This window comes from Sciscionella sediminilitoris (genome assembly GCF_000737195.2).
GTDB lineage: Bacteria > Actinomycetota > Actinomycetes > Mycobacteriales > Pseudonocardiaceae > Sciscionella > Sciscionella sediminilitoris.
The window spans coordinates 1-23,334 of sequence record NZ_JALM01000130.1 but is presented as its reverse complement, the minus strand read 5'-3'; the positions used below and the strand labels follow the sequence as shown (position 1 = coordinate 23,334).

The following is a 23,334-nucleotide window of genomic DNA, read 5'->3' as shown; positions in this document are numbered from 1 at the left end:
CCCGGGCTGGACGCGCGCGCCGTGCGGACCGTTCCCTGGAGGCAGTGCCCGTTCCTGGAGGACAGATGACGACGACCACCCCGGACACCGAGCTGTGGCTGCGACGCTACGCACCGGCGCCCGAGGCCGAATCGGTGCTCGTGTGCTTCCCGCACGCGGGCGGCTCGGCGACCTTCTACCTGCCCGTCGCGCGGGCCCTCGCCCCGGATATCGACGTGCTCGCGGTGCAGTACCCGGGACGGCAGGATCGCAGGGCCGATCCGTGTATCGGTGACCTCGGTGAGCTCGCCGACGCGATCGTGCCCTGGCTGCGGTCCTGGTTCGGGCGCCCGGTGACGTTGTTCGGCCACAGCATGGGGGCGACCGTGGCCTTCGAGGTGGCACGGCGGCTCGAAGCCGCGGGGACCCCGCCCGCCGGTCTGGTCGTCTCCGCGCGGCGCGCTCCCTCGCGGCACCGGGACGAATCGGTGCACCTGCGCGATGACGACGGCCTGATCGAGGAACTGAAGAAGCTGGCGGGCACCGATGCCGCGCTGTTCGGGGACGAGGAACTGCTGCGCATGGTGCTGCCCGCGATCCGAAGCGACTACCGCGCCGCGGAGACCTACCGCTACGCGCCGGGCCCGGACCTCAGCTGCCCGGTCACCGCGCTGACCGGGGACGCGGATCCGAAGGCCACGCTGGAGGAAGTCGCCGACTGGGAGAAGCACACCACCGGCCGGTTCCGGATGCGGCACTGGGCGGGCGGTCATTTCTACCTCACCCATTACCAGGCGGAGGTACTCGAGCTGCTGCGCGCGGAAACCGGTCATGATCAGCACTGAGGACGTGGTGCTCCTCGAGGCCGAAGGAGTGCGCGCCGAGGTCGACCCGACCGGCCCGCGGCTGCGCTCCCTGGTGTTCGGCGGGGCCGATTACCTGGCCGCGGGGACCGCGAGCGGTGCCCGCCTGTTCGGTGCCCCGGACGCGGACGCCCCGCTGGCCGAACTGGTTCCCGAGCGGACCCGCTGGCGGGTCGTGGACCACACCGCGGGCACGCTCACCCTCGGCGCCAGGACCGATACCGCCCCGATAGCCCCGGTCACCGCGGTCAGCGTGGGCAGCTTCGGCCTGGTCGTGGTGCACGGGCTGACGAACACCGCCGCGCATCCGCTCGCGGCCGGGGTGCGGGCGCGGGTGCACCCCTTCGCCGGGGAGACACCGGTTCTCGGTCTCTGCGGCGAACCGCCGGAGGCCGCGGACGATCTGGTCGGCGCCGACTCCGCCGAGCTGCCGGGTCGCCCGGTCCGGGAGGCAGGGCTCCAACTCGCGATCGGCGGTGGCCGGCCGCTGCCCGGTAAAACCCATGTGGTGCACCGCTTGCGTTCCGGTGCGGACCGCTCCGGGGACGGTGTGCGGATCTGGGGCGAGGCCGAGTTCGCGTGGACCGGGGCCCGGATCGCGGATGGTTCGGTGGAGCTGGAATTGCGGACGCTGCCCGGAGACGGCGGCGCTGCCGGTCGCTGCGTGCTCGAACCGGGACAGACCAGGATGCTGTGCTGGGGATTGCAGCCCTTCGCGCTGCGGGGACCGCTTTCGTGACGGCGAGGTTCCTCGCGGGAACGGCGGTGTTCGAATTCGGTGCGGGGCGGCCGGTTCTCCTGCTGCACGGTGGGTTCGGCAGCCACGTCACCTGGCGGCCGCTGGTCGGCGCTGCCGGATCCGGTGTGCGCTTCCTGCTGCCGGACAGCCCCGGCCACGGCGAATCCGACCCGCTCGACGGCCCGCTGACCTATCCGGCGATCGCCGACCGGATCGCCGCGGTGATCACCGAACTCGGCCTGGACCATCCGGTGGTCGGCGGTTGGAGCGATGGCGGGCAGATCGCGCTCGAACTCGCGGTGCGGCATCCCGGTCTCGCCGGGGCGCTGGTGATCGGCGGCGCCTCTGCCGATTTCGATCGTGGCGGTATCCGCGAGAAACACCGCATGCTGCTCGGCGCCGATGCGCGGAACCGTCCCGATCTCGCCTGGCTGGACTACTGCCTCGGCCCGGAGGGCGAGGCCATGCGGGCCTGGCACCCCGGGGGACGGCCGCAGTGGGACGCCCTCGTCCTCGGCACGGCGAACATGTGGCTGAGCTACGCCGGGCTTTCCGCCGAACAGCTCGCCACCGTCGAGGTCCCCGCGCTGGTGCTCGGTGCCGATGGGGACGAACTGGTCGGCCCGGAGCTGGCGGTCGAACTGTTCCGCGCACTGCCCCGCGGTGAGCTCGCGGTGATCCCGGGAGCCGATCACGAGGCGATCCGCAGTACCGCGGGCGCGCCCCGGTTCATGGGCCCACTGCGGGATTTCCTCGAACGGCTGCCCTGAATCCCGGGCCCGCGATCAGATCGACATGCCCCCGTCGACCGGCAGTACCGTGCCCGTCACGTAGTGCGCCTCGTCGGAGGCAAGGAACCCCACGGCCGCGCACACCTCCTCCGGGGCGGCGAACCGGCCCGCGGGGATGAGCGTGCGCAGCTGGGCGCTCGCCGCCTCGGGCAGCTCGGTGATCATCCGGGTCTCGGCGACCGGCGAGATCGCGTTCACGGTGATCCCGAAGCGCGCCAGTTCCTTGGCCGCGGTACTGGTGAGCCCGATGACCCCGGCCTTCGCCGCGGAATAGGCGGCCTGTCCGATGTTGCCGTGCAGGCCCGCATAGGAGGTGACGTTGACGATCCGGCCGTGGCCCTGCTCCCGGAAATGCGGCACACAGGCGCGGATGAACCGGAAAACGGCACCCAGATGGACCGACTGCACCTCGTCCCAGTCCGTATCGGTGAGCTTCCACAGCATCTTGTCGCGCAGAATTCCGGCATTGTTGACCAGGACGTCGATCCGCCCGGTGTCGGCCATCGCGTCCTGCACGACCCGCTCCACGTCCGCGGTCCGGGTGACATCGGCGGGCGCGATCCGGGCACCGTCCAGATCGCTCGCGGCCTGCTTGAGGGCCTCGGCGTCCCGGCCGACCAGCCACACCACCGCGCCTGCCGCGTGGAAGTACCTGGCTGTTGCGAGGCCGATGCCGCGGCCGGCTCCGGTGACGATCACCGTTCGCCCGGTGAAGTCGTGTGTCGTGGTGCTCATGTCTGGCCGTCCTTTGTCTCGAAGAGCTGACGTGGAGCGAGGAAGTCGTCCGGGCCGCACCAGCGGACCAGCGCGGCGCCGAAGGTCAGCCCGCCGCCGAAGGCGAGCAGCAGCGCCTGTTTGCCGGGCCGTAACCGGCCGGAGTCGACGGCTTCGCGCAACACCAGCGGCACCGAGGCACCGGATGTGTTGCCCAGCCGTTCCACGTTCGTCGGTGCCTTCTCGCGCGGCTGGTCCAGCGCGTCCATGATCCCGTGCACCAGATTCAGATTCGCCTGGTGCACGGCGAACAGATCGATATCCGCGAAGTCGACCTCGGCCTTCGCGGTGAACTCGCGCACGAAATCCGGGACCGTTCCCAGCACGAATTCCCGGATTTCCGAACCGACCATGGTGGTGAAGTTGTCGCCGAAACCGGATACCTTCGGCCGGTCGTAGCGATCCCTGCGGGATTCCCGGGCCGCGTAGACCGACCAGTAGCGGGAGGAGTCGTTGCCCAGCCGCACCGGTCCGATACCGGCATCGGGGCGGGCCGGTTCGAGCAGATAGCAGGCCGCCGCGTCTCCGAAGATCACCCCGACCGTGCGGTCCTCCGGGTCGAAAAGGCGCGAGCTGACATCGGTGAGCACGACCGCGACGAGCGGGTACTCCCCGGACTGCACATACCTGCGGCCGACATCCAGGGCGAACACCGAACCGGGGCAGCCCCCGCTGTTCACGTCGAACGCCGGAGTGTGCGGGATTCCCGCCTTGTTGGTGATCGCCGCCGCGGTGTGCGGCAACAGGTGATCGGGCGTGTACGTACCGCAGACGACCATGCTCAGCTCGTGCGGCTCGACATTGGCCTGCAGGCACGCGTCGAGCAGCGCGTTGCGGCCCAGGTCCGAGGACCATTCCTGCCCAGCGGCGAACCGGCGGCTCTCGATGCCGATACGTTCCCGGATCCACGCATCACTGGTGGGCAGCCGCGCGGCCAGTTCGGAATTGGGCACGGCGCGCTGCGGGAGGTAGCGGCCGATGGCCCGGATGCCGACTCCGGGAATCCGGCCTGTGCGGTGGCTGAAATCGCCTGCCATTGGTTTCGCTCTCCGTGGGTCAGACGGGATTCACTTGGAAGATCGGAAAATAGGTGTCCAGCTTTCCGATCGAATATTCCTCGGCGAGCGCTGGGATATCGTCGAAACCGTAGATCTTCGTTTCGTCGATGTCCGGGATCCAGCCGGTGTTCTCCTGGTGATCGCGAATCGTCGCGGAGTCCTGGAGCCGCCAGACATGCGTGTGCACGTGCAGGTGCCGTCCGATGCACTCGGACGCTCGCAGTGAGGTCGTGCTCATGCCCTGCTTCCAGCCGCAGGTGGTGAGCACGCCCTGCCGGGCGAGCGCCTTCAGCGTGGCGCGGTGCAGCGGGGCTCCCATGTTGTCGATGAAGATCGCCACACCCGCGCCGTCGCTCAGTTCCCCGATGGTCCGGAGGAACTCCTTCTGCGCGGCCCGGTGCCGCGCGTCGTACTCGGCGTCCTGCCCGGCGAGTTCGGGGCGGTGCACCAGATCGGGGAACAGCCTGCGGTCGACCCCGGTGATGCCGTTGCGCCGCAACATGTCCATGCGTTCATCGGTACTCGTGGTCATGGCGACGCGGAATCCCGCGCGGCGGGCGAGCAGCATCTCGGCGAAGGTCACCCCGCCGCCCCAGCCGAACACCAGATGGTCCGCGGGCCGTTCGTCGGGCAGCTGAGCCTGCCAGCAACGCAGTGCCGTGCGCCAGTTGTCCCACGCAGTGAAATACCGGGCATAGGCGGCCCACTGCGGCAGGCTGTACGGGGTCAGCGGCGGCACCCGAAGCAGAATGTCCGCCTCGAGCTTCGTCTGCTTGGCCAGCAAGCCGATGGTGCCGGGCATGTCGTAGGCGTAGACCAGTTCCGCGTAACCGTGCCTGTCGGTCTTCCCGAAGGGCATCACCAGGCAGATATCGCCCTCCTGGAAGGATTCCGCGCGCGGCGAGGATCCGGTGCGCAGCACCCGCACCACGCCGAGGTTCCCGATGATGACCGCGTCCTCGCCCCGGGCCCGGCACACATCGATCGGGCTGCGGGACAGCGCGTGGTCCAGGTTCGCCTCCCAGGACCCGTACAGCGGTTCCACCAGCACCTCGTTGTCGCCCAATTCGCCGAGTGCGAACTGTTCACGGCTGAGTGCTTCGCCGGTCGTCCGTGCGGGCGCGGCGCCATCCTGTCCGGGGTGCAGAACCCAGGCGTCGGTCTTGAGCATTGGACCAAACTCCATACCAGTTGTTCCGTCCTTGATGGACTCTCGATGGACTCTGGCAGGCGAGCGGAACGCCCAGGTAGCAGCGGAAGCCGATTCCAGTAGTTGACCTAGTCTTTGCCGGCCGTGCCGGTCCGGCCGCCGGGGCCGGTGGTCGTGGCGGCTCGATTGCCTGGCATGCGGGAAAAGCAGGAACGGCCCGCTGGATTCGACGGCGCGGCGGGAGAAAAACAGGGGTGTACAAACCGAGGCAATTGTCCGAATCGAGCCAAATGGTCAATATCTGATGATTATCGGCATGCTATCGCTTTTTGGAATTTCATCCCGCTGACGAGGGGATTTGCAGGAATCTGCAAGGGGCGTCAGTTTCCATTCCTGTTACACCCGATGGGGTACTTATATGGTTTACTGACGCCATCCTGGGTTGGTTCGGTGGAAAAAGTCTTACATCGGCGTGGATTGGGGGAGGAGTTGATGGCCAGCGATCGGCCGGGGGGAAACCGGGCCGGTGAGGCACCACGGTCCGTTGCCCAAGACAAGGTCGATGCGCTCGTCGCGCGTTGCCCCCGGCCGGGCCGGCCCGCCGCGCTGGTCGTGCTGTCCGGCCCGGCCGGTTCCGGAAAGTCCACAGTGGTCACCGAGGCGCTCGCCCGGCTCCCGCACGCGAAGGTGCGGCGGGTGCGCTGTACCGATCCGGTGACCGATGGAGCCATGGCCACCGCGCTGCTGGGGCCCGCCGGAACCGAGGAGCCGATCGGCGCGGCTGCCCGGAACGAACTGTTCGCCGCCTGGACCGAACCGGTGCTCGCCGAGCTGCGTTCCGGGACCGTCGCGCTGGTGGTGGAGGACGGAGAGCGGGCCGATGCCGTCTCGCTCGCCTGGCTGCACCGGCTGTTCCGCAGGGTGCGTACGCTGCCGTTGTTCGTGGTACTGGTGCGCGACAGCCTCGGCGCGGTGGCCGCTCCGGGACCGTTCGCCGAGCTCGAAGGTGGCATCGGGGCGAGCAGTATCCGGTTGGCGGGAACGGAAACGCTTGCGGGCCAACGGGATCACCGGGCCGCTGCGGTATGGCGGCGCACCGCGGACGAACCGAACGCGACCACGACGGCGGAGCGTGCCCCCGTCCCGGACGTGCTCCGCGCGGTCGCCGTGCTGGACGGGGACAGCCCGTCGATGGTGGCCGCGGTGGCCGGAATCGGTACCGCCCCGCTGGCCGAGGCGCTGCGCAGGCTCGGCGAACGGGAACGGGTGCGGCTGGACGAGGACGGCCGGGTGCACCCCTTCGACGCCGAGGTTCGCGCGCAGGTACTGGCCGGGATCGATGCCGCGGCCATGGACCGCTGGCGGTACCGGGCCGCGGAACGACTCTCCGACGCGGGGCGCCCGGCTGCCGAGATCGCCGCGCAGCTCGTGCGCGCCACCCCGAGCAGGGAACTGTGGATGGTGCAGGCGGTGCGCTGGTCGGTGGAGGAGGGCATCCGCAACGCGGATTTCCTGCCATGGCTGGATCATCTGCGGTGGCTGCGCGCCGCGAGCGAGCTCGACCCGGCCAATCCCGTCCCGGCCCCGAACGATGTGCGGCTCGTTCAGGCGTGGGCGCACGTGGATCCGGCGGGCACCGCGGCGCATCTGGGCGGTGCGCTGTCCGCCTTCTCCGGTACCTACCGCTCGGCGGTCGCCGTGGAGATCGCCCTGTCCTTCGCGTATGTCGGCCGGGCGTGTTCCGGTCTGGCGCTGCTCGACGAGGAATCGCGCGATGCCGGGCAGGATGCGGGTGAATCGCACGCGGTTCTCGAATCGGCGCGCCGGTTCCTGCGCTGTGTGGGCGGGGTGGACCAGGCCTTGGTGGAGGAGCACGAGAAGGTCGAGCTGATCGGGGTGACCGTCGCGGGCCGCCGTGCCCTCGCGATGCGCGTGCTGCTGGCCTCGCTTGCCGGGGACTGCACTCCCGAACAGGTGGCGATCATGGCCCGGCGCGCCCTCGCGGGTGGTCCCGGACTGGCGGCGACCACGTTGTACGCCGCGCAGGCGCTGTGGCTGTGCGGCGCCCACCGGGAGGCGGTGGACGCGGTCGCCGCGCACGCCGTCGATCCGTGCGGTCCCGACGAGGCGGTGCTCGGCTGTTATCGCGCCCAGTGGTTGCTCGACTCCGGTGACGTGCCCGGGGCGCTGCGGATGCTGCGCAGGATGCACACGCTCGCCCGCGAGGCGGGGTGGCGGATCGCCGAGTTCGCGGGCGCCGTACTGGCCCGCGCGCTCTGCGTCGCCGGGGCCGTCGAGGAGGCAGCCGGGCTGCTCGGGGAGCTCGATCCCGCGGAAGCGACCGGTGCCGGGGAATCCTGGTGGCTCGACCTCGCCCGGCTCGAGGTGCACGCCCGGATCGCGCGCGCCCGCGGTGGTCCCGCGGATGCGGTGCCGATTCTGCGGCGCATGGAACGGATCGCGGGCGCGGTCGGAGTACGCAACCCGATGGCTGTTTCGGGCTGGCTCGAGCTCGTGCTGGCACTGCACGAGGATGGGCACACCGAGCAGGCGAAGGAGGTCCTGGCCGGGGTGCGGGAGCGGGTGCGCGAATGGCCGACCGCGCACGCGAACGCCCTGCTCGAACTGGCGGACGGCGTGCTGCTCGGCGGCGGCGGGCGTGAGCTCGTCGCGTCCACCGCAGAACGGCTCGCGGGTCTCGGCCTGCCTCTCGAGGCCATCGAGGCCCGGATCCGGTACGGGAATCTGCTGGCGCGCACCGGATCCGGGCGGGAGGCGCGGCTGGTGCTGCGGGAGGCGGTGCGGAACGCGACCCGGGCCGGGGCCGGTGCGCTCGCCGGGCGGGCACACGAAGCCTTGCGTGCCGCGGGCGGCCGGATGCCCGCCCCGAGCTTCGACTGCCCGAACGTGCTCACCTCCTCCGAACACCAGGTCGCCGAGCTCGCCTGTCGCGGGCTGACCAACCGGGAGATCGCCAAGCGGCTGACCGTCACGGTGCGCACGGTCGAGCTGCATCTCACCCACGTGTACCGCAAGCTCGGTGCCCGGCGCCGCGCCGAGCTGCTGACCGCCTTTCCCGCGGTGTGCCTGGAAACCCGGGTGGAGGCCGAGCCGTGACGGGCGGGGGAGGCGCGGCGGCCGATCCCGCGATGTGGGTGGAGCGCGCCGCGCAGGACGAGCGGCTGCGGCGGTTCCTCCGTCCACCGGAGAACGCGGCGGGCCGGGCACCCGGTGAACCACGAGTCCTGCTCGTCGAGGGCCCTCCGGGGTTCGGTGCCGGAACGCTGCTCGGTTCGGCTCCCCGGATCGCCCGCGCCTCGGGCTGGGCGGTCCTCGAACTGCGCCCAGTGGACACGGCGGACGGCCCGAGCCTGCTGCCCGCGGTCGAGCGGATCGCCGAGGGCGGACTGCCCGCGCTGCCCCGTGGCCTTGCCGAGCGGGCCCGCCACGCCCCGACCGTGCTCACGGTGCCCGATCTGCAGCGGGTGCCCGAGCGGGAACGGCAGGCGGTGGAGCTCGCCGTGCGGCGGAACCTGCGCCTGCCGCTGCTCGCCGTGCTGCGCCGCTGGCCGGGACCGCGGGTTCCGGAACCGTTCGCGCGGCGACTGCGGCCCGGTCCGCTCTCGGTGGATGCCGTGCACGCGATGCTCGGTGGTTCACGGGCCCGTGCCGAGCAGCTGCACGCGCTGGCGCACGGGGTTCCCGCGATCATCGCGGCGGTCGCCCGCGAGCTCGGGGACCGGGGCGAGCCGAGCGCGGAGCACCTCGAATCGTGCATCCGCCGTGCCCGTGAACGCTTCGAGGCCACGGTGATTTCCGCGCTGCCGCGGGAATCCGCGAGACTCGCGGTCGGTCTCGCGGTCACCGCGGGCGCGCTGCCCCTGGACGCCGCGGGCGCGCTCGTCGGTCTCGGCGACCTCGCCGCCTGCGCCGCGCTCGAGGTGCTGAGCTCGATCCGGCTGTGCGTACCGGGACAGCCGCGACTGCGCGAACCGGCGCTCGCCCATCGGGTGCTCTACGAGCTGCCCGCGCGCCTTCCGGAGCTGCCCCCGCTCGCCGAACTCGTGCAGCGGGCCGCCGAGCTCGCCTATCGGCGCGGTGCCCCCGACCGGTCCGTTGCCGACATCCTCGCGCTCGAACCGGGCACCCGAGCCGCGTGGACCGGGCCCGTGCTGCACCGGGCGGCGCTCGACGGCGGGCAGCACGGGCCGCGGGCCGCCGGGATTCCCGGCCTGACCGCGCGCGATCGCGATGATCTCCGGCTGCGCGAGGCGATCCACCCCGTTGCCGGGCGACCGGCGCGCGCGGCCCGCGAACTGGCCGGGCTGGTCTCCTGCGGTGCGGATGCCGCTATTCGGGTGCGGGCGGCCGAACAGCTCGTGCTCCGCTGCGCCACCCGGATCTCCCGGGTGACCGTTGGCCATGCGGCGGTCCGCTCGCGGATCGGCGCCGAGGAACGCGGGTGCATGCAGGCCCTGTACTGGCTGGTGCGGAATCTGGAACACGAATCGCCCGCGCTCGAGGAACCCGCCGTGGAGCGGCTTCCCGAAGCACCGGCGGATCCCAGCAGGGCGGGGGTGCTCGCCAAGTTGGTCGCGGGCCGCGGCGGGCGTGGCGCGCTGGCCAGGGCCCGCACGCTCGCCAGGCGGGGGCTGGAACCCGGCGGTGCGGTACTGCCCCGGATCGCGGCCTGTCAGGCGCTCGTCATCGCCGAGGAGCTGGACGAGGCGGGTGCCGCGCTCACCGCGCTGACCGCGAACATGGACGGCACCGGGGCACCGGCGGTGCGCGCCACGGCCCTGTTCACCGCCACCAGCCTCGAAGTGCGCCGCGGCAGGCTGTTCTCGGCACACCGTGCCCTCGCCGAGGCACGGCGTGCGCTGCCCGGCCGGTTCCTGCCGCGGCACGCCGCCGGGCTGCGGTTCGCGCTCCCCGCGCACGTGGCCCTGGCCGGTGGGGACATCGCGGGCGCCGGTCGCTGGCTCGACGGCGCGCCCCGCAACGGCCTCGGTTCGTCCGGGGACCGGCTCGAGTTCACCCGGGGCTGTCATGCCCTCGCCAGTGGGACCTGGCTGGACGCCGCGGCGGCGTTTCGGCGCAGTGGCCACGGATTCGCCGCCCGCGGTTGCCTCAATCCCTCCCTGGTGCCGTGGCGGTCCTATGCCGCGCTCGGTCTGGCAACGGCCGGTGAACTGGATGCCGCGCGGGAACTGGCCGGCCGGGAGGCGGAGCTCGCGCGGGACTGGTCCGCACCCGGTGCCCTCGGCTGGGCTCTCGTGGTGCGGGCGCTGGTGCTCGGTCCGGGCGGGGAGGCGGAACTGGAGGAGGGGATCGCGCTGCTGCGCGGTTCCCCGCTGCGCTCCCGGCTGCCGCTGGCCATGACAACCGCGGCCTATCTCGCCCGCTCCGATCTCCTGGCCACCCTGCGCGAGGCCACGGGACCGTACGAGCACAGTGCGGTCGCCGCCGAACGGCTTTCCGGCGTCGGGGCGTGATCCATGCTGCTGGAACGGGAAACGGAACTGGCCGCCTTCGATCGCGCGCTCGCCGCGGCGCGGGACGGGCGCGGTGCGGTCCTCGGGATACTCGCGCCCTGTGGCGGTGGCCGTACGGCACTGCTCGAAGCGTTCGCCCTCCGCTGCGACGAGGCCGAGGACCTGGTGGTCCGGGCGGGCGCGAGCTTCGAGGAACGGACCGAGGACGGTGCTCTGCTCGCCGCGTTGCTCGACGATCTGGCGAACCAGCGTTACCTTGCCGGGCAATGGGATCGCACCGAGCCGGGTAACTTGGCGGCCGCGCTGCTCGAGGGGGAGAGCGCGCCGCGGCCCCGGGGCGCGCTCGTGCTCCTGCTCGACGATGTGCAGTGGGCGGACGAGTCCTCGCTCGCCGCGCTTTCCGGGTTCGTGGACCGGATCCAGGGTGCGGACGGCACACCGGTCCTCGTGGTGTTCTCCAGCACGGATCTCGATCCGGTGCTCGCCGGTCAGAGCTGGCGCGAACTGTACGCCAGGGTGCCCGCCGTGTGCACGCTGGCCGATCTGTCCGCCGCCGCGGTTGCCGAGCTCGGCGATCCGGGTTCCCGCGCCGTGACCGGGCGGCCGTTGTTGCTCGCCGCCGATGCGCACACCCGCGCCGCGGAGGAGGTCACCGACACCGGCCGACTGTGGCTGGCCGAACGTTACCGGGCTCCGCTCGCCGGTCTGCCCGCTTCCCTGCTCGACGTGCTGACCGCCGTCGTCGTTCTCGACGGGGTGGCCGACACCGCCGCGGTCGCGGAGCTGACCGGCTCGGGCCCGGCGGCCGCTTCCGTCGCGCTCACCGCACTCGCCAGGTGTGGACTGGTGGACGGCATCGAACGCCCGCGCCCGGTGCATGCGGCCATCGCGGACGCGCTCGAGGGGCTGCGCGGGCCCGCGGCACTCGCGCGCTGGCATGGGCTGGCCGCGGCGTTCGCCTACCGCGCCGGGGTGCGCGATCGGTGGATCGCCAGGGCGCTGATCGCCGCCGGGGACCAGTCCGCCTCCTGGGCGGGCGAGGTTTTCCGCCGTGCGGCACGGGAAACCGCCGAGGAGGACGGGCTCCAGGCCGGTGCGCGCTGTCTGCGCGCCGCGCTGATGGCGGTCGCGTTCGACAACCCCGAACGCCGTGCCCTGCTCGCGGATCTGGTCGAGTTCGAACGCGAGTTCGATGTGCCCACCTCGTTGATGCACGCCGCGCAGACACTCGATCTCGCGGCTGGCGGCCGGGAACACGCGGTGCTGCTCGCCCGGTTGAGCCCCGGTGCGCTGGACGGTGCGCCGGTCTCGTTCGGCCCCGTGCTCGACCGGACCGAACGGGAACTGTGCGCGGGTGGCGAGGACAGCGAACTGCTCGCTCGCGTGCGGGCCCGGCAGTGGTACGGGGAGCTGGACAGTCCCGCCCGGCTGGCCGAGGTGACCAGCCGGTTCGCCGAGGATCCCGCGCCGTTGCTCGAATCGGCTGGCGGCCGGGAACAGCTCGCCGTCATGACGCTGGCCGGGATGCTCACCCTTCGGTTCGGTGCCGAGGAAGCGGCAGGCCAAGCGCTGGCGGTACTCGAACGCGAACGGCCGTCCGCGGAACACACGCACACCGCGCTGCCCTTGCTCGTGGCCACCCTCGCCGCCGCCGAACGACTCGAGGAGCTCGATTTCTGGCTGGCCGCCGTGGAAGAGGACACGCGGGCGCGCGGGCGGGTGGTCGCGCGGTGTCTGCTCGCGGGCGAACGGGCCATCGTCGCCGTCGCCCGGGGCGACCAGGAACAGGCGCGGCGGTACCTGCGCACCGTGCTGGCCGAGATCGAGGAAAGCGGGGCGGGAGCGGTCCTGAGCCCCTTCCTGATTCCCGCGGTGACCATGCTCGGCGACGAGGAACTCACCTCAGCCGTGCTCACCACCATCCGGCGCGGCGACTCCACCTCCTACCACGTCGCCGGGGCCGCCTTCGCCGCCGGGATGACCGCCACCCGCCAGGGCGAGCACCGGCGCGCCGTGGACCAGTTCCGCATCGCGGGCGATCTCGTCGAGCAGTCCGGCTGGGTCAACCCGACCGTGCTGCCGTGGCGGATGGGGCTGGCCGAGGCGCTGCTCGGGGTCGGGGATGTGGATGCCGCCTCGGAGGTGCTCGCGGACGAGCACCTGCGCGCCCAGGAATGGGGCGCCCCCGGGCTGCTCGGCAGGGTGTTGCGCATTCGCGGGATGCTGCTCGGCGGCAGCACGGGGCGCGTGCTGCTCCGCGATGCGGTCAGCCTGCTCGAGGGCAGCTGCAATGCGCGTGAGGCCGCGCGGGCTTCGGTGGCGCTCGGTATCGATCTGCGCGACACCGCGGACCCGGCGGCCACCGAACACCTCGAGCGCGGCCTGCTGCTCGCCCGCGGCTGCGCGGACCGGGCCACGATCACGGTCGCCAAGAGCGCGCTCGACGGGCACCGGATGCACCGCCTGGAAGCCTTGCGCTGCTTCGATTCCATGGCCGGTGCCGTTCCCGCTAGGGGGCGGGGTGCCCAGGCCGGTTCCACGCTGACCCGTACCGAACGCGTGGTGGCCGAACGGGTCGCCGCCGGTCTTTCGAACCCGGAAATCGCCAAGGAACTCGCGGTCGGTGTACGCGCTGTAGAGAAACACCTCACCCAGTGCTATCGTAAACTCGGCGTGCGGGGCCGTTCGGAACTCGCCGAGACACTCGCGAACTCGTCGCGGCGCGGCTGAAACTCCTTCGTATCGCCCGTTTTCGGTCGCTCGGCACACCGGAAATTCACTGCCTTGGCGGTTGCAACTTCCTGCACGCGGCATTGATTTCCGTGCCCGCGAGGCGTTCCGCGGCTGATACTTCGGTTGTGGTTCGGGGCGGTACGGCGCCCGCCTTCGGGGCGGTACGGCCCTCTCGCGGTGCGATTCGCGGTGTGTTCTTCGGATGATATCAGGGAAAACGGTCAAAATCGGGCGTCCGATCCGGCTATTGGTGCGGGGACCGCGATAAACCGATGGGGCGGGGGTCCGACCGGATTTCCCGTGACCACAGGGTTGGTCCGGGATCGTTGTCCGTGCCTGCGAATACTCGTTACAGTCGCCGATGACTGGCCGGTCACGCCCCGACCGCGGGGTGCAGAACACTCACGATGCCGTGGGAGGCACCGCAATACTCGGGGTGCCTCCCGTATTCGAATGTAAGGAGTGCTGTGACCATTTCCGCTCAAACTACGTTCGTCGGCGAGACCTCGATCGTTGAGAGAACCGCGCTCGGCGGTTGTTCGCCGGTCGACGATGAGGCACTGTTCCGGTCGCTGTTCGAGAATTCCGGACTCGGTATGGCCAGCCTCGGCCCCGATCTGGCCGTGCACGACGCCAATCCCGAGTTCGCCAGGGTGCTCGACCACAAGCCGGAGAACGTGCTTGGGCGCAATTTCTTCGAATTCCTGCACCCGGGCAGTCATCCGCTCTTCCGCAAACACTTCGAACGCCTCACCGACGGGCGCCGGACCAGTTTCACCGATCGCATGGTCGCGGTACGGCCGTGTTCCACGGTCTTCACCGGGGAACTGACCGGGGTCGCGGTGCGCAACGGCGCCCAGCGCGCCGCCGCGGTGATGGTGCTGGTTCGCCCGGGGCGGGGCGGTGAGGCCGAAGGGGCGAGCACCGAACTCGCGAACGCCAAATCCGGCCGTGGCTGCGTGCTCACCGAACTCGACGCGCGGATCCTGGAGGGGATCGCGAAGGGAATGTCCACCGTGCAGCTGGCCACTCAGCTGTACCTGAGCCGTCAGGGCGTCGAGTACCACGTGACGACCATGCTGCGGCGGCTGAAGGCGCCCAACCGGGCGGCGCTGGTGTCCCGCGCCTACGCGGCCGGGGTACTGGGTCTCGGTTCCTGGCCGCCCCGCGTGCTTCCCGAAGCCGTGCGGCCCGTCCGCGGAGCGAACGGATAACTGGGGCGAATCCGACTGGGGCAGCACACTGGGGTAACGCACTGGGGTGCTCGACCGCTCAGCAGGCGAGAATCACCGAGTTCGCCGAACGGCGTCGCATTGCCGGTCCTGCCGGGCATGCGGCGCCGTTTCCGTTCCCGCGTCACCAGGCGACGGGTAGTTCGTGGACTCCGTAGTGGGTCATCTCCGTGCGCATCCGGGGATCGGTGCCCGGATCAGCCTCGCGCAGACCGGGAAGCCGGGAGAACAGGGTCTGCCATCCGATGCGCAGCGTGGTCCGGGCGAGATGCTGGCCGATGCACAGATGTACGCCGTGCCCGAACGCCACGTGCCCCTCGGCGGGGCGGTTCAGGTCAAGGCGGTCGGGTTCCGGATAGACCGCGGGATCCCGGTTGGCCGCGTTGAGCGCGAGCACGACGAGTTCCCCCTCGGCGATGCGCTGACCGCCGGAGCCGTCCGGTTCCGCCCCGAGCACCACATCCGCGAGGGCCCTTCGCGAGGCGCCCCACTGCGAGATGGTCAGCCAGCGCAGCAGCTCGTCCACCTGTGCCGGACCGGGCTGGGCGCGGAACCGTTGCAGCTGCTCGGGACTTCGCAGCAGGGCGAGCGCGCCGAGGCCGAGCATGTTCGCCGTCGTGTCCATCCCGCCGATGAGCAGCACCCCGGTGATCGAACACAGTTCCTCGCTGTCCACCGATTCGCGGGAGATGAGATCGGCGAGCATGTCCGAACCGTCCCCGGGCGGGTGTTCCTCGGCCAGTCGCGCCGTGACGATCCGCTCGATGGCCTCGCCGATGCGCACGATGGACCGGTAGGCGCGCTGCACATCCACGGTGAGGCAGAAGGTGGCGTCGATATCGCGCTGCAGCCCCGCCCGTTCCTCGTCCGGAACGCCGAGCAGTTCGCAGATGACCCGGCCGGCGAGCGGGACCGCGTACCCGGCGACCAGATCGGCTCCCGGCCCCAGCGCGATCAGGTTCTCGGCCTGTTCGGCGGCGATCTCCGCGATCCGCCCGGCGAACCGCTCGACCCGCCGCGAGGTGAAGTACCGGGCGAGCATGCGCCGATAGCGGGTGTGCTCCGGTGCGTCCATCATGTTGAAATCGCCGCGCCCGGGCGGGGTCGGTACCCATTCGCTGATCGGCACCGGCGGCACGGGCGGTTCGATCAGGTCGTTGCGATGGCTGAACCGCGGATCGGTCAGCACCTGCCGTACCTCGGCGTGCCCGCTGACCAGCCAGCCGTGGTCACCGCTCGGCAGCAGGATCCGGCGGATCGGTTCCTCCGCGCGCCACCGCCGGTACTCCTCGGGCGGATCGAACGGACAGCTCCGGTCCATGGGCATCGGAGCGGGCCCATCCTCCGTGGTGTCCGGAGCGGTGTCGGTCGACGGTCGGGTGGACATCGGTTCTCCTCGCGGTCGATAACCCGGGCGGCGTCAGCCAACGGTTACCCAGCCGCGGGCGTGCGGCGCAATCTCCCGGCCCGATCCCTGGGAAGGCTCGCAGACTCTCCGGCCGGGCGGGGGATCACGCACGGAACTGGGAGATTCCCGGTTCCATCGTTTCTAGAGTGCGGGGTGGACCCTGCACACCTGAGCCGGAGGCAGTACGCCGAACCTGCCGTGCCCTGGCGGCGCGGCTGTCCGGGAAAGGGGCACGACATGAACCAAGCCGGACTCGGTGTTCTCCGCCAGCCCGACAGCGAACTCCCCCTGCGGCTGCTCGCCTCGGCATCGACCGCCGAAGGGGGACTGGTCAGCCGCGAGGAGTTCGACACCTGGCTGGCCGGCCGCCGTATCGCGCAGTTCCAGGAGGTGCGGCGGATTCCGTTCGACGAACTGTCCGGCTGGCGGTTCGCCGAACCCGGCGGGGATCTCGGGCACCACAGCGGCCGGTTCTTCACCGTGCAGGGGCTTTCGGTGCGCACCGACCGGCCACCGGTGGCCGCCTGGACCCAGCCGATCATCAACCAGCCGGAGATCGGGGTGCTCGGCATCCTGGTGCACGAGTTCGACGGCATCCTGCACTGCCTCATGCAGGCGAAGATCGAACCGGGCAACATCAACGGAATCCAGCTCTCCCCGACCGTGCAGGCGACCAAGAGCAACTATCAGCAGGTGCACAACGGATCCCCGGTGCCCTATCTGGAGTACTTCCGGGATCCCCCACCGGAATCCGTGCTCGCCGACGCGCTGCAGTCGGAGCAGGGTTCGTGGTTCTACCAGAAACGCAACCGCAACATGGTCGTGGAGATCGGCGCGGAGATCGAGGCGGCCGAGGACTTCATCTGGCTGACTCTCGGACAGCTCGCCGAACTGCTGCTGGTGCCCAACCTGGTGAACATGGACGCGCGGACGGTGCTGTCCTGCCTGCCCTACGGGCTGCTTCCCGGCCCGGCGTGGACCGATGGCTCGCTCGGTGCCGCGGTGGCCCGGTCCTCGGACGGCACCAGGGGCGGACTGCACACCACCCGGGAGATCCTGAGCTGGATCACCGCGGCCCAGGCCAACTACGAGGGCGCGGCGGAGCTCATCGCGCTGGACCGGGTGCGCGACTGGCGCCGGGACGGGTACCGCATCTCGCACGACTCCGGGGCGTTCTTCTCCGTGGTCGCCGTCGAGGTCAGCGCGAACGCGCGGGAGGTGACCTCCTGGTCCCAGCCGCTGATCGAACCGCACGGGATCGGCGAGGTCACGCTGCTCGTCTGCCGGGTGGACGGTGTGCTGCACGCGCTGATCCACGCCAGGGTGGAGCCGGGATTCCTGGACGTCGTCGAGCTCGCGCCCACCGTGCAGTGCACCCCGGAAAGCTATACCTACCTCGGGGAGGACGCCTGGCCCCGATTCCTCGACACGGTGCTGCACGCCGAATCGGAGCACACCCTCTACGACTGCGAGCTCTCCGAGGAAGGTGGGCGCTTCCTGCACGCGCGCAGCCGGTACCGGGTGATCGAGGTCGATCCGGAAATCGGTGCCGGGGAAGCGGAGTTCCGCTGGATGACCCTTTCCCAGCTCACCGATCTGTTGCGGTTCAGCCACTATCTCAACGTGCAGCTGCGCACGCTCGTCGTGGCCCTGCGCGGGCTCGGCTGAAGCGGCCGTGACGCGCGCCCGAATCCGCTGCCCGCGCGGACACTAGGAGTTGTTCCAGACTCGGTCCCGCGTCCTACGGGCAGGCGCTCGTTCCCGGCTACGGTCGCCGATGGGGTAGTCCGGTTCCGGTCCTGCCCGGCAGGACCAACTCGCGGACTGTCCAATGCGGACCCGACGGTTCTTGGAGTGCGATCGATGAGTGAAATCGGCAGCGGTGTTGACCTCGTCGCGGTGGTCGGAACATCGTGTCGGCTACCGGGTGCCGAACATCCCGCCGCGCTGTGGCGGATGCTGCGCGAGGGGCGGGACGCCATCCGGGAGCTGAGCCCGGAACGCGCCGAGGCGATCGGGGAGACACCGGGAATCGCCGGTGGCTGGCTGGACGAGGTCGCCGGTTTCGACGCGGAGTTCTTCGGTATCGCACCGGCCGAGGCCGTTTCGATGGATCCACAGCAGCGGCTGAGTCTCGAACTGGCCCAGCACGCCTTCGAATCCGCCGGGCTCGATCACGCCACCCTGCGTGGTTCCCGTACCGGGGTGTTCGTCGGGACGATCTGGAACGACTACGCGGAACTGCTCGACGGCCTCGACCCGGACAACTACGCGATGACCGGGATCGCCCGCAGTGTCATCGCGAACCGCATCTCCTACGTGTTCGGCCTGCACGGGCCGAGCATGTCCGTCGACTCCGGACAGTCCTCCTCGCTCGTCGCGGTGCACCTCGCCGCGGAAAGCCTGCGCAGCGGGGAAAGCGAGATCGCCGTGGCCGGTGGGGTGAACCTGGTGCTCGCCCCGGAGAGCACCGCCCGCTCGGTGGCCTTCGGCGGACTGTCCCCGAACGGCCGCTGCCACACCTTCGACGAGCGCGCCGACGGTTATGTGCGTGGGGAGGGCGGCGCTTTCGTGGTGCTCAAACTCCTCGAGGACGCCCGGCGCGACGGGGATCCGGTGCTCGCGGTGCTCGCCGGGAGCGCGGTCGGCAACGACGGCAGCACCGAAACCCTGACCACGCCGTCCGCCGACGCGCAGGCCGAGGTGATCCGCGCGGCGTGCGCCCGCAGCGGGATCGAGCCCGCCGAGCTGGACTACGTGGAGTTGCACGGCACCGGGACCCCGGTCGGGGATCCGCTCGAAGCGGCGGCACTCGGCAGGACCGCGGGAGAGCGCGGGGAGCGCGCGCCGCTGACGGTCGGTTCGGTCAAGACGAACATCGGGCACCTCGAAGGCGCGGCCGGGGTCGTGGGCCTGCTCAAGACCGTGCTGGCGCTGGCCAACGCGGAGATCCCGGCGAGCCTGAACTTCCATCGTCCGCCCGCCTCGATACCGCTGGACGAACTCGGATTGCGCGTGCAGACCGAGACGAGCTCCTGGCCCGAAGGGAAACCGCGCTATGCCGGGGTTTCCTCGGTCGGCATGGGCGGGACCAACTGTCACGTGGTCCTGACCGGGGCACCGGAACGGGACCTGCCACGCCCGCCGGTAACCGAATCCGGGGCCCGGGTGCCCTGGGTGTTGTCCGCGCGGTCCCGCTCGGCGCTCGCCGAGCTGGCCGGGAATCTGTGCCCACTCGCCGATTCCGCGGCCGATCCGGGCGCGGTGGCCGGTGCGCTCGCCCGCCGGACCGCCTTCGAACACCGGGCTGTCGTGCTCACCGATCCGAACCGGCCCACGGCGGAACTGCTGACCGCGCTCGCCACCAATGCGGGCGATCCCGCGGTGCTCACCGGTACCGGCCGGGCGGGTCAGGTCACCGAGCCGGTGCTGGTGTTTCCCGGTCATGGGACGCAATGGGCCGGGATGGGACGTGCGCTGCTGTCCGCCCCGGACCGGGCGGCCCGGGTGTTCCGGGCGCGGCTGCGGGAATGCGCCGCGGCGCTGGTGGCCGAGGGAGGCCCGGATGTGTACGCCGTGCTCGCCGCGGCCGAACCCGATCGGCTCGAGGAAATCGCGATCGTGCAGGCGGCTTCCTGGGCGGTGACCGTCGCGCTCGCCGCGGTCTGGGAGGACGCCGGGGTGCGCCCCGCCGCCGTACTCGGGCACTCCCAGGGCGAGATCACCGCGGCCGTGGTGTCCGGTGCGCTCAGCCTTGCCGAGGGGGCGCGGGTGATCCTCGCCCGCACCGAGGCCCTGCCCCCGATCGTCGGCAAGGGCGGCATGCTCTCGGTGGCGCTCGCGCCCGCGGAACTCACCGAGCGCCTTGCGGGGACCGGGCTCGTGCTCGCGGCAACCAACGGACCCGCGTCGAGTGTGGTCTCCGGATCCCTGGAAGACCTGGCGGAGTTCGAAAAGACGCTGCGCGCCGAGGATGTGCGCCTCGGCCGGGTGCCGATCGAGTACGCCTCGCATTCCCCCGCCGTGGACACGGTGCGCGCGCAGCTGGTCTCCCGGATCGGTGCACTGGCCCCGCGAAACCCGCGGATTCCGTGGCTGTCCACGGTGACCGGCGAGTGGATGACCGGGACCGCGGCACCCGATGCCGAGTACTGGGCGCGCAACCTGCGTGCCCCGGTGCGGTTCGCGCAGGCGGTGGAAGCACTGGTGCACAGTGGACACACGGCCTTCGTGGAGTGTGGCCCGCATCCGGTGCTGCTCGGCGCGATCGAGTCGACCGCCGCTGCCGCAGGGGACCAGGATGGACAGACCGTCGCGCTCGGGACACTGCGCCGCGATGCGGGGGATGTGGACCGGCTGCTGAGCGCGCTCGCCGAGGCCTGGATCGCCGGGATCGAGCTCGACTGGGCCGCCGTCGCCGATACACCGGGACCGGCGAGCCTTCCTCCTGGCGAACTCCCGCGGTATCCCTTCCAGCACAGGATGTTCTGGCCGGGACGGCGGGAAATCGGCGCCTCCCCGCAGCGGCTCGTACCCGGACCCGCGGCGGCCGAGCCGGTCGACGGGCCGTTCGCCGGGCTCTCCCCGGAGGCCGCGCGCGCCGAACTGCTCAACCTGGTACTGCACACCACCGCCGAACTGCTCGGTACGGACCGGGAGGAACTCGATCCCGAGACCACCTTCCGCGAGCTCGGGGTCGATTCGGTGACCGCGGTGGAACTGCGGACCGCCATCGGGCGCGCCGTGGGCCTGCGGCTGACCAGCATCGTGCTCTTCGATCATCCGTCCCCGGCCCGACTGGTGGGGTGGCTGGTCTCCCAGTCGGCGGGTGCCGGTTCGGGCGGTCCGGCGTCCCCGGCCGTTGTCTCCGCTCCGGTGGCCGAGGATCCGGTCGTCGTGGTCTCGGTCGGCTGCCGGTTTCCGGGCGGCGTGGACTCTGCCGAGGGCCTCTGGGATGTGGTGCACGGGGGCGCGGATGTGCTGTCCGGCTTTCCCACCGATCGCGGGTGGCCCGCGGGACTGGTCGGCGGTCCCACCGGTTCGGTGGCCGGGCGCGGTGGTTTCCTGACCGGTGCCGGTGAGTTCGATGCGGGGTTCTTCGGGATTTCCCCCCGGGAGGCCCTGGCGATGGATCCGCAGCAGCGGATTCTGCTGGAGTGCGCCTGGGAGGCGATCGAGCGCGGCGGTGTCGATCTGCGCGGATCCGGGACGACCGGGGTCTTTCTCGGTGTCATGGCCCAGGATTACGGTCCGGCCATGGACCGCCCGGCCGCCGGTCTGGACGGGTACCTGCTGACCGGGAGCAGTCCGAGCGTCGCCTCGGGCCGGATCGCGTACGTGCTCGGCCTGGAGGGCCCGGCGCTGACCGTGGACACGGCGTGTTCCTCCTCGCTGGTGGCGCTGCATCTGGCGGTGCGCAGTGTGCGCGCGGGGGAGTGCGACCGCGCGCTGGTCGGCGGGGCGACGGTACTGGCCACGCCCGGCATCTTCCTCGAGTTCAGCAGGCAGGGCGGGCTGGCCCCGGACGGGCGGTGCAAACCCTTCGCGGCCGCGGCCGACGGGACCGGCTGGGGCGAGGGTGCCGGTGTCGTGCTGCTCGAACGGCTTTCCGTCGCACGCGCCGAGGGGCACCGGATCCTGGGTGTGATCCGGGGTTCCGCGGTGAACTCCGATGGCGCCTCGAACGGGCTTTCCGCGCCCAACGGCGTCGCCCAGCAGCGGGTGATCCGGGCAGCGCTGGCCGATGCCGGGCTGCGCGCCGCGGATGTCGATGCCGTCGAAGCGCACGGAACCGGGACCACGCTCGGCGACCCGATCGAGGCCCAGGCCCTGATCGAGGCCTACGGCGAGGGGCGCGCGGCACCGCTGTCCCTCGGCTCGATCAAGTCGGTTCTCGGTCACACCCAGGCGGCCGCGGGCATCGCGGGTCTGATCGCCACCGTGCTCGCCTTCGATGCGGAGCAGTTGCCCACCACGCGCAATATCGACGCGCCGAGTCCGCACGTGGACTGGGATTCGGGCGTGCTCGATCTCCGCGGCGAACCGCGGCCCTGGCCGCGTGGCGAACGTCCGCGCCGTGCCGGGGTTTCCTCCTTCGGAATCAGCGGCACCAATGCGCACGTGATCCTCGAGGAACCGCCGTCCGAGACCGCGCCGGTACCGGAGCGTGGTGCGCGGACGAGCGCGGTGTGGGTGTGCTCGGCGGCCGAGGCGGACCGGCTGGAGATCCTGACCCAACGGCTCGCCGAACTGCCCGAGAGCACCGAGGTGGACGCGGTGGCGACCGCGCTCGCCCGCAGGCCCGCGCTCACCCATCGGGCGGTTCTGGACCCGGCGACGCGGAAACCGATCGCCTCGGGAACGGTCCGTGATCGTGGCTCCGGGGTGGTTTTCGTGTTCCCCGGTCAGGGTGCGCAGTGGGCCGGTATGGGTGCGGAATTGCTGGAGTGTTCCCCGGTTTTCCGGGACCGGATCACCGAATGCGCGCAAGCCCTCGCCGCCGTCTCGGACGTGGATGTGCTCGCGGTGCTGCGATCCGGTGCGGAACTCGAGGATGTCGGTGTGGTGCAGCCGGTTTCCTGGGCGGTGATGGTGGGTTTGGCCGCGCTGTGGGAATCGGCCGGGGTGGAACCCGCCGCGGTCCTCGGGCATTCCCAGGGCGAGATCGCCGCGGCGGTGGTGGCCGGTGCGCTGACCGTCGAACAGGGTGCCCGGGTGGTGGCCTCCCGGGCGGCGGCCTTGCGGGCGCTGTCCGGTTCGGGGGCGATGGCCTCGGTCGCGGAACCGGAATCCGTTGTGTACCAGCGTCTCGCGGATTGCGGTGTGGCGGATCGGGTGTCGGTCGCCGTGGTGAACGGTCCGACCGCGGTGGTGGTCTCCGGTCCGGTGGCCGAGGTGGAAACGGTGGTCGCCTCGGCGGTGGCCGATGGGGTGCGGGCGCGGGTGCTCCCGGTGGATTACGCCTCGCATTCGCCGATGGTCGACGGCCTGGTCTTCGACGCGCAGGACACGGTTCCGCCGCGGGTGCGCTGGCTGTCCACTGTGGACGTCGAATGGGTTTCCGGTGCGCTGCCGGGGGATTACTGGTCACGCAATCTGCGGGGGAGTGTTCG

General features: G+C 71.2%; 13 protein-coding genes. 9 read left to right on the top strand and 4 right to left on the bottom strand.

Annotated elements, in window-relative coordinates:
* Nucleotides 1-65 precede the first annotated feature (65 nt).
* Genes AD72_RS32685 through AD72_RS32675 form a run of 3 tightly spaced genes read left to right on the top strand, consistent with a single transcriptional unit; the run spans nucleotide 66 to nucleotide 2,351 of the window.
* Complete coding sequence (locus AD72_RS32685; RefSeq protein WP_031470510.1) at nucleotides 66-824, top strand: thioesterase II family protein; 759 nt, start codon at nucleotides 66-68, stop codon at nucleotides 822-824.
* A complete protein-coding gene (locus tag AD72_RS37340; RefSeq protein ID WP_031470509.1) occupies nucleotides 811-1,581 on the top strand; it encodes an aldose epimerase family protein in 771 nt (256 codons plus the stop codon). Before AD72_RS32685 ends, AD72_RS37340 begins: the two co-directional genes overlap by 14 nt.
* Nucleotides 1,578-2,351 (top strand): alpha/beta fold hydrolase, encoded by a 774-nt coding sequence (locus tag AD72_RS32675; RefSeq protein ID WP_031470508.1) that lies wholly within the window; start codon nucleotides 1,578-1,580, stop codon nucleotides 2,349-2,351. The genes AD72_RS37340 and AD72_RS32675 overlap by 4 nt, the downstream gene beginning before the upstream one ends.
* Before the next feature lie 15 nt (nucleotides 2,352-2,366).
* Here AD72_RS32675 and AD72_RS32670 read toward each other — a convergent pair whose 3' ends face one another.
* From AD72_RS32670 to AD72_RS32660, 3 genes are read right to left on the bottom strand one after another with little or no spacing between them, the layout of a single operon-like run.
* A complete protein-coding gene (locus AD72_RS32670; protein ID WP_031470507.1) occupies nucleotides 2,367-3,107 on the bottom strand; it encodes an SDR family oxidoreductase in 741 nt (246 codons plus the stop codon).
* Nucleotides 3,104-4,183, bottom strand: a complete 1,080-nt coding sequence (locus tag AD72_RS32665) for a 3-oxoacyl-ACP synthase III family protein (protein WP_051899263.1) — start codon at nucleotides 4,181-4,183, stop codon at nucleotides 3,104-3,106. Before AD72_RS32665 ends, AD72_RS32670 begins: the two co-directional genes overlap by 4 nt.
* A gap of 19 nt (nucleotides 4,184-4,202) precedes the next feature.
* The gene (locus tag AD72_RS32660; RefSeq protein ID WP_031470505.1) at nucleotides 4,203-5,375 is read right to left on the bottom strand and encodes a zinc-binding dehydrogenase; all 1,173 of its coding nucleotides are present in this window, start codon (nucleotides 5,373-5,375) and stop codon (nucleotides 4,203-4,205) included.
* A gap of 471 nt (nucleotides 5,376-5,846) precedes the next feature.
* On the opposite strand from AD72_RS32660, the gene AD72_RS32655 reads away from it, so the two are divergent.
* From AD72_RS32655 to AD72_RS32640, 4 genes are all read left to right on the top strand, one after another.
* Complete coding sequence (locus tag AD72_RS32655) at nucleotides 5,847-8,471, top strand: helix-turn-helix transcriptional regulator (protein WP_031470504.1); 2,625 nt, start codon at nucleotides 5,847-5,849, stop codon at nucleotides 8,469-8,471.
* Nucleotides 8,468-10,849 carry a hypothetical protein gene (locus AD72_RS32650; protein ID WP_031470503.1) on the top strand — a complete coding sequence of 794 codons (2,382 nt, stop codon included), beginning with the start codon at nucleotides 8,468-8,470 and terminating at the stop codon, nucleotides 10,847-10,849. Before AD72_RS32655 ends, AD72_RS32650 begins: the two co-directional genes overlap by 4 nt.
* Nucleotides 10,850-10,852: 3 nt before the next feature.
* Entirely contained in the window at nucleotides 10,853-13,579 is a 2,727-nt protein-coding gene (locus tag AD72_RS32645) for a helix-turn-helix transcriptional regulator (protein ID WP_031470502.1), read from the top strand.
* A gap of 470 nt (nucleotides 13,580-14,049) precedes the next feature.
* Nucleotides 14,050-14,796, top strand: coding sequence for a LuxR C-terminal-related transcriptional regulator (locus tag AD72_RS32640; protein WP_231645103.1), 747 nt, complete (start codon nucleotides 14,050-14,052; stop codon nucleotides 14,794-14,796).
* 142 nt (nucleotides 14,797-14,938) lie between these two features.
* Here AD72_RS32640 and AD72_RS32635 read toward each other — a convergent pair whose 3' ends face one another.
* Nucleotides 14,939-16,201, bottom strand: coding sequence for a cytochrome P450 (locus AD72_RS32635; RefSeq protein WP_051899262.1), 1,263 nt, complete (start codon nucleotides 16,199-16,201; stop codon nucleotides 14,939-14,941).
* 258 nt (nucleotides 16,202-16,459) lie between these two features.
* Here AD72_RS32635 and AD72_RS32630 point away from each other — a divergent pair, with 258 nt between their 5' ends.
* Nucleotides 16,460-17,890, top strand: a complete 1,431-nt coding sequence (locus AD72_RS32630) for an NDP-hexose 2,3-dehydratase family protein (RefSeq protein ID WP_031470499.1) — start codon at nucleotides 16,460-16,462, stop codon at nucleotides 17,888-17,890.
* Nucleotides 17,891-18,085: 195 nt separating this feature from the next.
* A partial coding sequence (locus AD72_RS32625; protein WP_031470498.1) for a type I polyketide synthase occupies nucleotides 18,086-23,334 on the top strand: 5,249 nt, incomplete at its 3' end.

Coding starts and splice junctions, on each gene's coding strand:
- AD72_RS32685 (WP_031470510.1), top strand. CDS start 66: ATGACGACGACCACCCCGGACACCGAGCTGTGGCTGCGACGCTACGCA.
- AD72_RS37340 (WP_031470509.1), top strand. CDS start 811: ATGATCAGCACTGAGGACGTGGTGCTCCTCGAGGCCGAAGGAGTGCGC.
- AD72_RS32670 (WP_031470507.1), bottom strand. CDS start 3,107: ATGAGCACCACGACACACGACTTCACCGGGCGAACGGTGATCGTCACC.
- AD72_RS32665 (WP_051899263.1), bottom strand. CDS start 4,183: ATGGCAGGCGATTTCAGCCACCGCACAGGCCGGATTCCCGGAGTCGGC.
- AD72_RS32660 (WP_031470505.1), bottom strand. CDS start 5,375: ATGCTCAAGACCGACGCCTGGGTTCTGCACCCCGGACAGGATGGCGCC.
- AD72_RS32655 (WP_031470504.1), top strand. CDS start 5,847: ATGGCCAGCGATCGGCCGGGGGGAAACCGGGCCGGTGAGGCACCACGG.
- AD72_RS32645 (WP_031470502.1), top strand. CDS start 10,853: ATGCTGCTGGAACGGGAAACGGAACTGGCCGCCTTCGATCGCGCGCTC.
- AD72_RS32635 (WP_051899262.1), bottom strand. CDS start 16,201: ATGTCCACCCGACCGTCGACCGACACCGCTCCGGACACCACGGAGGAT.
- AD72_RS32630 (WP_031470499.1), top strand. CDS start 16,460: ATGAACCAAGCCGGACTCGGTGTTCTCCGCCAGCCCGACAGCGAACTC.